11 protein-coding genes are annotated in these 13363 nt (G+C 42.2%); 4 read left to right on the top strand and 7 right to left on the bottom strand.

Going from position 1 to position 13363, the window contains the following annotated elements; translation table 11 throughout:
- The first annotated feature begins 79 nt into the window (after positions 1-79).
- From ACE1CD_RS16450 to ACE1CD_RS16435, 4 genes are all read left to right on the top strand, one after another.
- Complete coding sequence (locus ACE1CD_RS16450) at positions 80-2818, top strand: pentapeptide repeat-containing protein (RefSeq protein WP_374825549.1); 2739 nt, start codon at positions 80-82, stop codon at positions 2816-2818.
- Between the two features lie 54 nt (positions 2819-2872).
- Positions 2873-4153 carry a DNA methyltransferase gene (locus ACE1CD_RS16445; protein ID WP_374793988.1) on the top strand — a complete coding sequence of 427 codons (1281 nt, stop codon included), beginning with the start codon at positions 2873-2875 and terminating at the stop codon, positions 4151-4153.
- The gene (locus ACE1CD_RS16440) at positions 4137-5207 is read left to right on the top strand and encodes a hypothetical protein (RefSeq protein WP_374825547.1); all 1071 of its coding nucleotides are present in this window, start codon (positions 4137-4139) and stop codon (positions 5205-5207) included. The genes ACE1CD_RS16445 and ACE1CD_RS16440 overlap by 17 nt, the downstream gene beginning before the upstream one ends.
- Positions 5208-5288: 81 nt before the next feature.
- Complete coding sequence (locus ACE1CD_RS16435; RefSeq protein ID WP_374793986.1) at positions 5289-6452, top strand: DNA cytosine methyltransferase; 1164 nt, start codon at positions 5289-5291, stop codon at positions 6450-6452.
- 132 nt (positions 6453-6584) lie between these two features.
- On the opposite strand, the gene ACE1CD_RS16430 is transcribed toward ACE1CD_RS16435, so the two are convergent.
- The 7 genes from ACE1CD_RS16430 to ACE1CD_RS16400 all read right to left on the bottom strand — a co-directional run bounded on the left by ACE1CD_RS16430 (position 6585) and on the right by ACE1CD_RS16400 (position 12908).
- Positions 6585-7571 carry a Rieske 2Fe-2S domain-containing protein gene (locus ACE1CD_RS16430; RefSeq protein ID WP_374825545.1) on the bottom strand — a complete coding sequence of 329 codons (987 nt, stop codon included), beginning with the start codon at positions 7569-7571 and terminating at the stop codon, positions 6585-6587.
- Between the two features lie 469 nt (positions 7572-8040).
- Positions 8041-9228, bottom strand: coding sequence for a TRC40/GET3/ArsA family transport-energizing ATPase (locus ACE1CD_RS16425; RefSeq protein WP_374825543.1), 1188 nt, complete (start codon positions 9226-9228; stop codon positions 8041-8043).
- Between the two features lie 258 nt (positions 9229-9486).
- Positions 9487-9876 (bottom strand): DUF2358 domain-containing protein, encoded by a 390-nt coding sequence (locus ACE1CD_RS16420; protein ID WP_374793983.1) that lies wholly within the window; start codon positions 9874-9876, stop codon positions 9487-9489.
- Positions 9877-10851, bottom strand: coding sequence for an FkbM family methyltransferase (locus ACE1CD_RS16415; RefSeq protein WP_374825541.1), 975 nt, complete (start codon positions 10849-10851; stop codon positions 9877-9879). It lies immediately after the preceding gene.
- A gap of 90 nt (positions 10852-10941) precedes the next feature.
- Entirely contained in the window at positions 10942-11220 is a 279-nt protein-coding gene (locus tag ACE1CD_RS16410) for a hypothetical protein (protein WP_374825540.1), read from the bottom strand.
- Positions 11221-12195 carry an FkbM family methyltransferase gene (locus ACE1CD_RS16405; RefSeq protein ID WP_374825538.1) on the bottom strand — a complete coding sequence of 325 codons (975 nt, stop codon included), beginning with the start codon at positions 12193-12195 and terminating at the stop codon, positions 11221-11223.
- A 146-nt stretch (positions 12196-12341) separates the two neighbouring features.
- On the bottom strand, positions 12342-12908 hold the full coding sequence (locus tag ACE1CD_RS16400) for a hypothetical protein (RefSeq protein WP_374793979.1): 567 nt from the start codon (positions 12906-12908) through the stop codon (positions 12342-12344).
- Positions 12909-13363: the final 455 nt, after the last annotated feature.

The raw sequence follows: 13363 nt of genomic DNA, 5'->3' as shown, positions 1-13363 counted from the left end.
AAAGATTTGAATTACCAGACTTGATCGACAAAAGTCTGGTTTGAAAGCCTAGTTAAAATTTGATAATTTTTGAATTAAAATGGCGATTTATCGCCCAGAAGAAAACCGCAAATTCATTACTACCGAATCAATCGGTAAAAGCGGACAGAGGGGTGAAAGTAGGGTTTGGTCAGCCGTTAAAATTGCTTTTGCCAATCGCGAGTGTATTGCTTACTGGCGATATCCGATTTTTTCTCAGGTTGGTAAGACTCGCAAAGAACCTGATATTTTGATTGCCGATTTTGAACTCGGTCTAATTGTGATTGAGGTAAAATCGGTCAGAATTGACCAAATTGTTGCTATTAACGGACATCGCTGGGAATTTTGCAATTTTTACACCTCTGACGCGAGTCCTTATGCACAAGCAGAAAATCAGTTGTTCGCTTTGTTGGGATATTGCGATCGCGAACCTCTTCTTCGTCGTAAAGTAAATGGTAGAGTCATCATCGCTTTACCCTTAATTACCGAAAAACAATGGCGGGAAAAAGGTTTTCATCTACTTCCTTCTTGTCCTCCCATTCTTTTTAAAGAACATTTATTTAAGTTGACTTCTTCCCCAAGTTTTCACCCACATAGAGAAGCGAGTATTAATCCCCACTTTCCTGCAAAGGAAGAGGGGACGGGGGGGTTAGGTCTAATCATTCCACAAACAACTCCCATCATCAAAGGTGAAAATCTAAATGAGGAACAATGGAAATTATTGCTATCGGTATTAAGTGGAACACCAGTTTTTCGTCAATCTTCCAGCAAAATCATTCCCAAATTACAATTTCCTGAAGTTGTCTCCCCAATCCCAAAAAGTCGCGCCAGCATTTTAGCGAAAGCGCGACAGCACTTATCCGAATTTGATATCCAACAAGAACGTATCGGTAAACAAATTCCTCCCGGCGCACAAAGAATTCGCGGTATTGCAGGGTCGGGTAAAACAGTCCTGCTATGTCAAAAAGCTGCGAATATGCACCTAAAACATCCTGAATGGGATATTGCTTTAGTCTTTTTCAGTCGCAGTTTGTATGACCCTATCACCCAACAATTAGATAAGTGGTTGCGTCGGTTTAGTAGTGGCGAAATAAAATTCGATCGCACTAACCAAAAATTAAGAGTTCTTCACGCTTGGGGAGGAAAAAATCAACCCGGACTTTACAGCGTAATTTGTGAAGCCGCAGGTGTTCTACCTCTGACAGTTTACGATACCGACAGCAAACAACCCAACGCATCTTTAGCGGAAGCTTGCACTCTGCTATTGCAAAATGCAATGATTCCCCAAATATTTGATGCTATTCTCATCGATGAAGGTCAAGATTTAATTGTGGATGAGGAGTTGAAATTTGAGGGAAAGCAACCTTTTTATTGGCTGACATATCAATCTTTGCGACCAGTCGAACTCGAACATCCCGAACAGCGTCGCTTAATTTGGGCTTACGACGAAGCGCAAAGTTTGGAAAGTTTAAATCTGCCAACAGCGGGGGAATTGTTCGGCGATGAATTAGCGCTTATGGTGACTGGTGAATATGCCGACGGTATCAAAAAAAGTGAGATTTTGCAACGTTGTTATCGCACTCCCACCCCGATTTTAACAGTCGCACACGCGATTGGTATGGGATTGTTACGACCGGGGGGAATGCTATCGGGAATTACTCGGAGTGAAGATTGGAAAGCCCTCGGTTATGAAGTAACTGGTCGTTTTTCTCCCGGTCAGCAAATTACGCTGAAATGTGCGAACGATCGCGCTTTCAATATTATACCAGAATTTTGGAAAAAACCAGTATTGGAGTTTGATATTTATGACGATCGTCAATCGGAATTAACCGCTTTAGCTCATAACATTATATATAACCTTAAATGCGATAATTTGAAACCCAGTCGGGAGATATTGGTAATAGTTTTAGGTTGTTTTGGAGAAGCGATCGAACTCGAAACCCAAGTCGCAGAGTTTTTGATGTCGCAAGGTATTGATATCTTCATTCCCGGTACAAACAACTGCAATATTTTAACCCCATATCCAGAATATTCCAACCCCAACAAATTCTGGTGCGAAGGTGGCGTTACCGTCTCGCGCATTCACCGCGCCAAAGGCAACGAAGCCGATATGGTGTATCTAGTTGGTTTGGATAATATTGCCGAAAATGAGAGCAATGTCAAGCTACGCAATCAGTTATTTATCGCCTTAACCAGAACACGCGGTTGGTTGAAATTGAGCGGGATTGGCAACTATCCCATGTATGAGGAAATAAGAAGTGCGATCGCAAGTGGCGACACTTTCAATTTTACCTTCGATCGACCGCCAAAGCAAGCAATTAGCGTCACCGCTGCCGGAGAATTGCTCAACCTATATGCCGCAGGTGCGAGAAATTTTCAAAATGCAGATTGGCGAGGAATTTACTTAGCTGGTGCTAACTTGCAGGATACCAATTGTATCGCTACACAATTAAACAATGCCGATTTGCGAAACGCCCAATTAGATGGTATAAAATTAGTAATTGCCGATTTGGGTAACGCCGATTTAAGTAATGCCAGTTTGCGAAAAGCAAAAATGATGGGTGCGATTTTGCGAAATGCCAATTTGAGTTATTCTGATTTAAGTCGCGCCGATTTAAGCGATGCCGATTTGCGGAATGCAAAGTTAGTTGGCGCAAAGTTGGTAGGCGCTAACTTGAGTGGTGTCGATCTAAGAGGTGCTGATTTGACAGGTGCGGATATTGCGGGTGCTGACTTGAGTGATGTAAATTGGATGGGTACGATAATGCCGGATCGGAAAATTTATGGTTACGGCAATTAACCTGTATATAAATATCGTAAAAATATACAAAAGGTCACTTACCTAACATAACCAATGAAACAACTCAGCTTATTTGAAGATACGCTACCCACAGAAAAACTACCTACTAACCTCACAACTAACCGCCATCATATCCATAAATGGTATAACTTCATCGCGGGATTCTCTCCAGAGTTTGTCAGCAAGTGCATTCAAAATGCGGAATTAAAAGCAGACGAAATTATAATAGATCCTTTCGCAGGTTTATCAACAACGCTTGTGCAAGCAAATTTGGAGGGTGTCTGTTCGGTTGGATTTGAAGCTCACCCTTTTTTTTATGATATTTCATTAGCTAAAATATTCCCACCAAAACACGGACAGCAAGTAAAAGCGATCGAGAATTTCTGCCAATCTCTCCACCCATACGATCGAGAACTGAAAAATATTTGGGCGACCTCTGCTTTAACTTTCCTAGAAAAACTGATTCCAGAGTCAGAACTTCGCACTTTAGCATCAGCTGTTCTTGCCGAAAATCGGATTTCGCCAGATGAGCGATCGCTATATCGTTTAATTTTGTCTCGCGTGCTTGAACTAACAGCACATTCCCAAACCGATGGGATATATAAAGCTCCTACTACACAAAAATCATCTCTACCATATCACGATGCTGTCACGAAAGTTTGCGCTCAAATTAAAGACGATCTAGATGTTACACGAAATAGTTTCAATTCCCAAGCGAAATTACATTTAATGAGTGCCGAAAAAATGCTGCCATTGGCAAATGAAAGCGTTTCTATCTGCATTACATCTCCACCTTATTTAAACAATTTCGATTTTGCAGAAATGACACGAATGCAGCTTTATTTCTGGCGTTACGCTAGTTCATGGAAAGAAATTACAGAACGAGTGCGACGCCGACTTATTGTTAATACAACTACTGCTCCCACTGACTTAAAACGCAACCAAAATTTATTCTCGGAATCTTTATCTGAATGTTTTCACGCTGAAATACAACCACTTGTTGAGGCCCTAAAGCAACAAAAGCAGCTAAGAAAGGGGAAAAAAGATTATTACTTGTTAATATATCCTTATTTTGCACAAATGCAGTCAGTTATCCGTGAATTAAAAAGGGTACTTCGACCTCAAAGCCCCGTCCATTTTGTTGTAGCAGATGCGGCTCTTTATGGAGTTCATATACAAACTGATAAACTATTGGCACAACTTATGCAGGAAAATGGATTTCAGGTTTTCAACATCGAAACTCTGCGAACTAGAGGTAGCCGCTGGCTTCTCGAAAAACGACAGGGTACAGAAAAAGGTCTTGGGGAGTTTCACATTTATGCCAGAAGAATTTGATTTAAGTGCGGAAGTAAAAGAAAACAGGTTAGAAGAAGCAAGCACAGGCACACTTTATGGCATTGCCAAAGAAGCCATGAAAGATTACGTGCAAGTTTACCTGGATTTAACTCGCAAAACTAGCGGTTTAGCAAATATACTGCCAGAACACGTTCAGGAATTTGCCCAAAAACTGGTTGTTCTTAGCGGTATCGACAGCGCGATCGATCCGGGTTCTAGTAGTGCAGAACAAGTTGTACAGGAATGGCGACGCCGACAGGCTGTACCTTTTGATGTAGAATCTGCGATTACTAAAGGTGTATACATCCAGCTACGAAACCGAGTTGTAAATCTGTTAAACGAACTCGAACAAGCAACCAAAGGATTTTTAGAATTTGACTTTGGTTATATTCAATCTCATCCCTATATGCTGCCGATTCTTCAGCGTCTTGCCAATATTTCTAGTAAGGCAGAACTAAAGAAACGGATTGGCAATGTTTCAGACAATGCAATTTCAGAATCAGCAGCTAGAAAAATGTCCGCTTTGTTGAATCAATTCAAGCCAGGGCAAAATATGAATCGCGGACAGATTTTGCAGAGTATTGAACCAACTCTCGAAGGCATTGTTCGCGACTTGGTAGGCAGAATTCTTCTTGAAAGCATTGTTGCCAACGCTCTTGATGATGCTAATGTGCCGTATAAGCTAGAGTCTGAATACAGCTATTTGGAAGGTGTTATTTATAACTTCCGAGCCGATTTCGCGATCCCAGACGAGATAACACCGAAAGCTTTTATAGAGGTGAGAAAATCATCTTCAAGGCACGCATCGCTCTACGCCAAAGATAAAATGTTTTCAGCTATTAATTGGAAAGGTAAAAATCAGGATATGCTTGCGGTTATAGTGGTTGACGGCCCCTGGACAGCGGAAACCTTAAAGGTTATGGCAAAAGTTTTTGATTACGTTGTACCTCTTAACAGAGCATCCGATGTTGCAGAAGCCATTTCTGCATATATAGCAGGAGATAAGTCCCAACTAAAATGGATTGTTGAATTTTCGATTCGTCCAGCTAATTGAGGAAGAGAAAAGGTCAACAATACGCTTTCATTACTTCCCATCATAACGCTACAATTACTCCATCACTTTACAGCTAATTAAATGATCGATCGCCCCAAAATATTCTCCTTTTTCTCCGGTTCCGGTTTTCTCGATCTCGGTTTTGAATTGAACGGTTTTGACATAGTTTATGTCAACGAAATTTCTCTACCTTTTATGCAAGCATACCGTTATTCTAGGCAGTGTCTTAACCTACCTTCACCAGCATACGGATACCATGAGGGAGAACAAGCAGATGTGACTGAACTAACCGAAGGAGAACAAGCGCGAAGACTTCAGCAACTAATTGAGGATGCACGCAAAAGTAATGATATTATTGGTTTTATCGGTGGCCCTCCCTGTCCTGATTTTTCAGTAGGCGGTAAAAACAAAGGTGCGGAAGGAGATAACGGTAAGCTTTCTGCCGCTTATGTTGAATTGATTTGTCAACAAAAACCGGATTTCTTTTTATTTGAGAATGTCAAAGGACTGTGGAGAACCAAAAAACACCGTATTTTTTTTGAAAATCTTAAGGATCGACTTAATCAATTTGGATATCTATTAGTAGAGCGTCTAATTAATGCGATCGAATACGGCGTCCCCCAGGATAGAGACAGAATTATCCTCATCGGTTTCCATACCAACTTCATCAAAAATATCGGTATTAAAGTTAATTATAACCAAAAGCTACTTCCCGAAACAGCTTTTCCTTGGACAAAACATATTTTGTATCCCAGACAGCAAGCTTTCGCGTATCCTTGGCCTTCCACTGCGCCATTTAGGGAAGACTTTCTATTACCTTGTCCTGATGGTATACCACAACAGCTAACAGCAGAATACTGGTTCGGAAAAAACGATGTCCTCAATCATTCCAACGCACAACATTATTTTAAACCCAAAGCCGGTCTGAAAAGATTTGCTTCCGTTGATGAAGGAGATGATTCCAAAAAATCTTACAAGCGTCTTCATCGATGGCGCTACTCGCCAACAGCTTGCTACGGAAATAACGAAGTACACTTACATCCATATAAACTTCGCCGACTTACAGTAGCTGAAGCACTTGCGATTCAATCTTTGCCGAAAAACTTCGTTCTGCCATCAAATATGTCACTTACCAATATGTTTAAAACCATCGGGAACGGCGTTCCCTACCTCGCATCAAAAGGTATTGCCAAAACAATTCTCGACTTTTTCCAAATAAGCGAAGCCAAACCCTCACAGAAGTAAGCATTCAGCGATCGGCGATCGACGGGAAGCTTTTGAATCTCAATACAAGTTTCTGCTTATCTACCTCACCGATCGCTGATTGCTGAATGCGGAATGCTTAGTTTAGCTGATTTTCCTCACCCCGTTCGGTGATTAAATCGTACCAAAGGTAACACCAAGCTGTTTTAACCATTTACGATACGCAATCGAAGCGCGATCGTTCCGCAAATGCACTTCTGCACGCAAGTCCAAGGGTAAACGGCTAGGACGCTGGGACTCGATCATATCAATATCTTGTTTGCCTACCAGATCCTGAAAAGCGAGTAACTCCTCCTCCGATAGCTCATATCCGTAATTCATGGCAAGCCAAACCCACACCAAGCATTCATCTTCAGCAAATGGGGTAATGGTAATGAACAAAGTCAACTTGCCCACAACGGTTTCTTTGAACAAAGATAAAGTCAAAGGACGCCAAACTCGATAGTTGTAAGTCACAAAACCAGAGCTATTTGTCCCCTCCGGATTTGGTTGCCATAGTTGTGCATTTCGGATGGAGATGCCATCGGAATCAATTTCTACTGTGTAATTTGATACTTCTGGATGGGCACGATCGCCTAAAATTCCATCATGGACAAACATCGCATGGCCTGGATCTAGAAAATTTTCGATCACCCGCAGACCGCTAGCTCGATATAAACGAGGCCCCCAAAGAACTTTGCGATAACTGGGGTCATCCCATTCCGGAAACGGCGGAATCTGATGCTCAGTTTCCTCACCCTGTCTCGCCCCCAAACAAACCCAAACCAAGCCATAACGAACAGCACATTGATAAGTTTGTACTCGCATTCTGCCTGGTGGTTTCTGTTTGCTATCACTGGGAATCTGCACGCATTCACCAGCGCAGTTAAACACTAATCCATGATAAGGACAAACCAAGCTTTCTCCGCTTATTTGTCCCATTGATAAGCGAACGCCTCGGTGAGGGCAATAATTTGACCATGCCATAAAGCGATCGCCACCATTGCACCAAATAACCAAATCTTCACCTAACAAATGTTTTGTCACCATCTGCTGGCTTAACAATTCTGTTACTGTGGCTACAACGTACCAGTCATTCCCTGAAACTAGATCCTTTGACATAATTGTTAAATTTGTCTAAGATTACAAAACAACAATTAGGTAAGCCGGCATAAATAAACCCTAGATAATTTCGAGTTTGCAATGCCCACCATTATCTCTTTTCAACGCTGCCAGCGATTTTGGTAGCCAATGCTTAACCTAAGTTGAATTCTGCCTAAGCTAACTTAGCAATATACCAGATTAGTAAGTCTCAATAGTCAATGCAATTATATAAATTTTTATAAACAACCCGACAGGGCAGATTCTAGCACTTTCGGGTTAGCTACTCTCTTTTTTTGCCTCAGTGTCTTTCCTGATGGGAAGAGAGAAAGGGGCAAAAGGGAAAGAGAAAAGAAGGTAGCAGGCCCGGATTTGATATTACTAAGTAGAAAACCCCAAGCCAAAAACTAACCCAAAAACCATACAGAAACCCGCTAAATCAGAGTGAAAACGGGTTTCTGTGGTGGCGAAAAATTAGCCCGTTCAACTGCTAAACTTTTACAGCTTCACCAAAACGAATCTTAAGATAATCTTCCTCCATCTTCGCACCAGAGGGTTGCAAGGTCGCCAAAGCTTGAGGCAACACCAAATTGCGCCGATGATTGCCAATGCGGACATTTAATTCATCACCAGTTTTAGTTAGTTGAATTTGGTCTTTAGCAATACCAGGCAAGTACAATTCCAAAGTGTACTGATTTTTATCTTGTACCACTCTAACTGTAGTTTCCCGATAATAAACTTGCGTCGGGTCTTCCCCAGCATAAAGCGTTTCTTTCAAACGTTCCAACGCTGGTAACCCGCACATTTCTTCCGAAAATAGCGGCACTTCCTTCACCGGTAGCGGGAGAAAATTATCGTGAATTTCCTGGCGGTATTGCTGTTGGTTTTCCTTCCAACGTTGGAAGAATGGGTCGGTAACTTGCGGTGGAATAATTCGATTTGCAACTACCAAATCTGTGGCAACATTGTACAAACTCAAATAAGCATGAGCGCGTAAAGACTCTTTAATCACCATTTTTTCGGGATTTGTGACCAAACGCACCGATGTTTGGGAATTATCCGTTAATACCTTTTCCAAAGCTTCTATTTGTTCGTAAAATTCATAAGGAGCGTCCATTACTTCCTTATCAGGCAAAGAAAAACCCGCGATCGGCCTAAAAATCGGTTCGACCAAAGGTCTGAGCGCCACCGAAATACCTTGTAACGGCTTGTAGAACCGCCGCATATACCAGCCGCTGACTTCCGGTAAGCTCAGCAACCGCAGCGCTGTACCCGTGGGAGCCGAATCAATAATCAGCACATCATACTCACCCTCATCATAGTGGCGCTTCATACGTACCAAGCCAAAAATTTCATCCATCCCCGGTAAAATCGCCAATTCTTCAGCCTGCACCCCTTCCAGTCCCCGCGCTTGCAAAACCTGGGTGATGTAGCGCTTGACTGCGCCCCAATTCTGTTCCAGTTCCACCAAAGCATCCAGTTCCGCACCCCACAACTTCGGTCGCACCAGTCGCGCTTCGTGTCCGAGTTCCAAATCAAAACTATCTGCTAAAGAGTGAGCCGGGTCGGTACTGAGAACCAAGGTTTTATAACCGAGTTCGGCGCAACGCAGTCCTGTAGCCGCAGCAACGGAGGTTTTGCCAACTCCGCCTTTGCCGGTCATGAGTATTAAACGCATATTATGTCCTGCCTGAGAATTCTTTACATTTATTTACTTTATCGAAAATTTGGGTTTAAAACCTGTACTTCTAGGACGGCTTTTGATACATTTGTAAGAGGTTGCTAACCGCTTACACGACGAGGAAACAGGTAAAACGTCCTACTCCGTAAGTTAGAAATTCCTCACCGTCAATGGCAACAAAAATAGAACCAAACGGTAAGGACACAAAGGAAATTAAATAGGGTAGGGTATACCCTATTTTACGCTAGGGGAGTGTCAACGAGTCTTTAATGGAAATAGGTGCTGCTTGAGAACATCCAGGCGGGAACAGTTCCAGTAATCGATGTGAGAAACGATCGACCCCTCGGCGTTAAGTCGCAACTCGCTCCGACCTGAAATAGCGATGCGGGGTTTCCACGGTAGCGGTGTATTCCAACTTAACGTCCAGCGAGTTTCGATGACATCATCCAGGCGGCGAATATCGTGTAAATCGAGTTTGGGGTCAACAAACCAGGTGCGGATAAAAGCGATCGTCTGCTTGTAGCGATCGAGACCGCGAAACTTGTTGAGCGGGTCTTCAAAGTAAACATCTTCAGCGTAGATGCTGTAAGTTTGGTCAAACGGGAATCTTTGGTAGTCCTCTTTGAGGATTTCAATTATGTCCATTTAATTTATGTAATTCCTCATTTCGGTAATAATCGGTAGGGAATCTAATCCCTGTTGTATCGCTTCTGGTATTATGGATAGGGTATCAATAATATTTTTGGCAAAATTATAATTTTTGTCATCCCCATAATTACGAGTCAAATAAGCCAATAATTCCAAAGCATAATCGGGAAAATTCAACACATCAGCAATGCAAGCCAATTTCAAAATTCGATCGGGTGTACTTATGTTGTTAAACAAATCTTTTCTAATCGGGTCGCGAAAGTAAAACGCATCCGCCCACAATAAAAATCCAGGATGTAATTTATAAATAATTGGTGAGATTGTCCGGCAACCTCTTCCAGTCGTAATCGTCAAATCGCCCAGAGTAAATCCTTGCTTTCTCAAATATACATCTACATCGCTAAATAGGGGTTGATTTATATATAATTCGGTAAAGTTTACTTCAGTCACAATAGCTAAAACACTGCGTTCTAAAACGCTAGAAGCTCCTTGTAAAACCTGAAGTTCTGCCCCCTGCACATCAAGGTGTATAAAATCAATTTCCTCAATTCCTTCCGACGCACAAAAACTATCTAAAGTCGTGGTATCTATTTCTACGGTGGTAATTAATTTGAACAAATCTAAATATCCACTGAATCTCTCTACATAAGATTCATTAGGAGGATATAAAGAACTGCATCCGGTAAAATTAGTAACATACAGAGGAAAAGTACCCTCACAATTCCAAAGAGCCAGAGGAATATGCTTTTCAACCCAATTTATTTGTCTAGCTTCCACATCGGCGTTAGCATGGTCGCAAGCTTCTGGATCGGCGTCAAATCCGTAGATAGTTAGATTAGGTGCAAAAATATTCCAACCTTGAGTACCATAATCATCTTGGTTTTCCAGCTTACGCGAACCGACAATACATAAGGTCATGTGAATTCGATCTAAATGACCGCTTTTTTTTAAACTGGGAAGAAAGACTGACATATTAAAACTCGTTACTTTATCAATAATAAATTTTGAGTAGATTGCGATCGCTTGCGGCAGGTAGCAAGATATGAATATAGCATACCCCCATCAGCGCGATCGCAACCTTGGGATTTGGAAAACGGCACAGGATATCAAGGCTGTACTTGCGGCCACAAACATTCTAGCTGATATCGCCAAGCAGCCAGCGTTTCTTCGCGACAAGCCGAACCTTGCAATCAACCCATCAGTGTTAAGCTTTAGTTCGCTCCAACCAAAAATGGCAATTCGAGGTCTCCAAGGCAGGAGAGTATCCTCCGCATAGATGCTGTAAGCTCGGTCGGCGGGGAATCTTTGGTAGTCTTCTTTTAGAATTTCAATAATGTTCATTTACGTAAGGTAATTCTTCATTTCAACAATAATAGGTAGCGCATCTAATCCCTTTTCTATTAATGGGGGAATTTGAGATAAACTTTCAACAATTTCTCTGGCAAAATTATAATTTTCATCATTTCCATAATTACGAGTCAAATATGCCAATATTTCCAAAGCATAGTCAGTAAATTCCAACATATCGGCAATACAAGCCAATTTGAACATCTTTTCAGGGGTGTTCGGGTTATTTGCCACATTACCTTGAACTAAATCCCGGAAGTAAAAAGCATTTCCCACAAATAGCGTTCCCGGATGTATAGATGAAGAAATCAGGGAATCTTTACGAACAGCACGTCCTTCTAAAGACAAATCAAAAAGCCTAAACCCTTTATCCCTTAGATAGATATCTATGTCACTAAAAAGTGGTTGACCGACGTACAAATAATTAAATTCTACTTCTGTTTTCAAGGAAATAATACTTTTTTCTAAAATTTTAATTCCTCCTTCTAAAACCTGCTTTTCTGCTCCCTGCACGTCTAGTTGGAGGAAATCAATTTCATTAATTCCTTCTGTTGCACAAAAATTGTCTAAAGTAGTCGTTTCTATTTCCACTGTGGCAACTAACTTATGCCAATCTAAATTTTGTGATTGGAAACGCTCTAAGTAAGATTCATTAGGGGGATATAAAGAGCTGCACCCAGGAAAGTTGGTAACATAAATCGGAAAACTTCCTTCACAATTCCAAAGAGCTAACGGAATATGTTTTTCTGTCCAATTTACTTGTCGAGCTTCAATATCCGCGTTAGCTTGTTCGCAAGCTTCTGGATCGGCATCAAATCCATAAATACTGAGATTGGGTGCAAAAATGTCCCATCCTTGAGAGCCATAGTCATCTCGTCCTTCGATTTTACGAGAGCCAACAATACAGACTGTAATATGAATTCGCTCTAAATGACCGTTTTGTTTTAAGCTGGGAAGGAAGGCTGGCATATTAAATTTCTTTACTTTAATAGATAGTAAAGCTTAGCCGATCGCTTTTCATTTGCACCGGATAAGACATGAATTTAGCATAACAGCCTGGAGTTCGATCGCCATCCAGCGCTTGCCCCAACTGCGATATCAGCAACTAGAACGAGTTACGGCTGTACTTCCGGCCACAAACGTTCCAGCTGATATCGCCAAGCAGCGATCGTCTCCTCGCGAGATGCAGCCCCTTGTTCCATATCGCCCATCAAACCTTCTTGGTAGAAGCGCTCCAAAGTTTGCATAGTTGCTTCCAGAGATTGTCCTTGCAACTTCGCAGCTTTAATAATTTGACGGACGCGATTTTCAACCAGATTATTGAAACAATCAGAGAAACCCCGTTCGTGTAGGGACAAGAGTCGGGCGCAAGCAGTGGAAAAATCGCTTTGTACCAAACTCGAACAGCTGTGCTGAAATACACCCCACAGAACCCCTTGCATCAGAGCGTAACGGGCTTCCTGAGTTCGATCGAAGTTCGCTTCCAGTAACTGTTCCAGAAAAGGCTCAGCTTCTTGAGCAGATGCGATCGGGATGAGAATTCGCAGCCACGATAAATCGTCTGAAAGTAAAACCAACAGTCGATAATTTGGCGTCTCCACCTGCCACGAACCGGGTGGGATAGCTCGAACAGCCGGCCCAAACAGTTCTTCTAGTGACAGGGCAATCTCTTCTGGTGTCATATTTCCTCAGAAAATAAGCCCCCGACTTCAGCCGGGGGAGATATTTATCTTTTAGTCACAAGTCAACTTAAAACTGATAACTTGCAACTTGCTAAGCGCCAATCCATTCTAGAACAGCTTCTTCCTTCGTATTGGTATTCCGAGTTGGCGTCTCGCGAGTGAACTTCATGTGAATCGATCGCATTTGTTCTCCATCAGCCGCCACCGCCATAATCGGATAGTCTACCAAACCATCTTGGAAAGATATCTGGAAGCGGAAAGTACCATCTGGATTCAGCTTAATCGGACGTCCGCCGATCGTTACTGTAGCATCCGGCTCAGTTGCCCCATAAACAATCAGCTCCGCATCGGCAATTAACCAGAACTGGCGAGGACGGATGGGAGGCATAGAAGCCGCAAAGCCGATACCCGACATACCGATACCAGACTCAGTAGGAAGCGCCCACATTCCCACC

It is taken from the genome of Aerosakkonema sp. BLCC-F183 (genome assembly GCF_041929145.1).
Classification (GTDB): Bacteria; Cyanobacteriota; Cyanobacteriia; order Cyanobacteriales; family Aerosakkonemataceae; genus Aerosakkonema.
Note: the sequence above shows the minus strand (reverse complement) of the source record. Positions and strands in the feature narration are given on the sequence as shown.

Excerpts from the sequence above, each read along its gene's own strand:
- ACE1CD_RS16425 (WP_374825543.1), bottom strand. The coding sequence starts at position 9,228 with ATGCGTTTAATACTCATGACCGGCAAAGGCGGAGTTGGCAAAACCTCC.
- ACE1CD_RS16450 (WP_374825549.1), top strand. The coding sequence starts at position 80 with ATGGCGATTTATCGCCCAGAAGAAAACCGCAAATTCATTACTACCGAA.
- ACE1CD_RS16420 (WP_374793983.1), bottom strand. The coding sequence starts at position 9,876 with ATGGACATAATTGAAATCCTCAAAGAGGACTACCAAAGATTCCCGTTT.
- ACE1CD_RS16430 (WP_374825545.1), bottom strand. The coding sequence starts at position 7,571 with ATGTCAAAGGATCTAGTTTCAGGGAATGACTGGTACGTTGTAGCCACA.
- ACE1CD_RS16410 (WP_374825540.1), bottom strand. The coding sequence starts at position 11,220 with ATGAACATTATTGAAATTCTAAAAGAAGACTACCAAAGATTCCCCGCC.
- ACE1CD_RS16445 (WP_374793988.1), top strand. The coding sequence starts at position 2,873 with ATGAAACAACTCAGCTTATTTGAAGATACGCTACCCACAGAAAAACTA.
- ACE1CD_RS16400 (WP_374793979.1), bottom strand. The coding sequence starts at position 12,908 with ATGACACCAGAAGAGATTGCCCTGTCACTAGAAGAACTGTTTGGGCCG.
- ACE1CD_RS16405 (WP_374825538.1), bottom strand. The coding sequence starts at position 12,195 with ATGCCAGCCTTCCTTCCCAGCTTAAAACAAAACGGTCATTTAGAGCGA.
- ACE1CD_RS16415 (WP_374825541.1), bottom strand. The coding sequence starts at position 10,851 with ATGTCAGTCTTTCTTCCCAGTTTAAAAAAAAGCGGTCATTTAGATCGA.
- ACE1CD_RS16440 (WP_374825547.1), top strand. The coding sequence starts at position 4,137 with ATGCCAGAAGAATTTGATTTAAGTGCGGAAGTAAAAGAAAACAGGTTA.
- ACE1CD_RS16435 (WP_374793986.1), top strand. The coding sequence starts at position 5,289 with ATGATCGATCGCCCCAAAATATTCTCCTTTTTCTCCGGTTCCGGTTTT.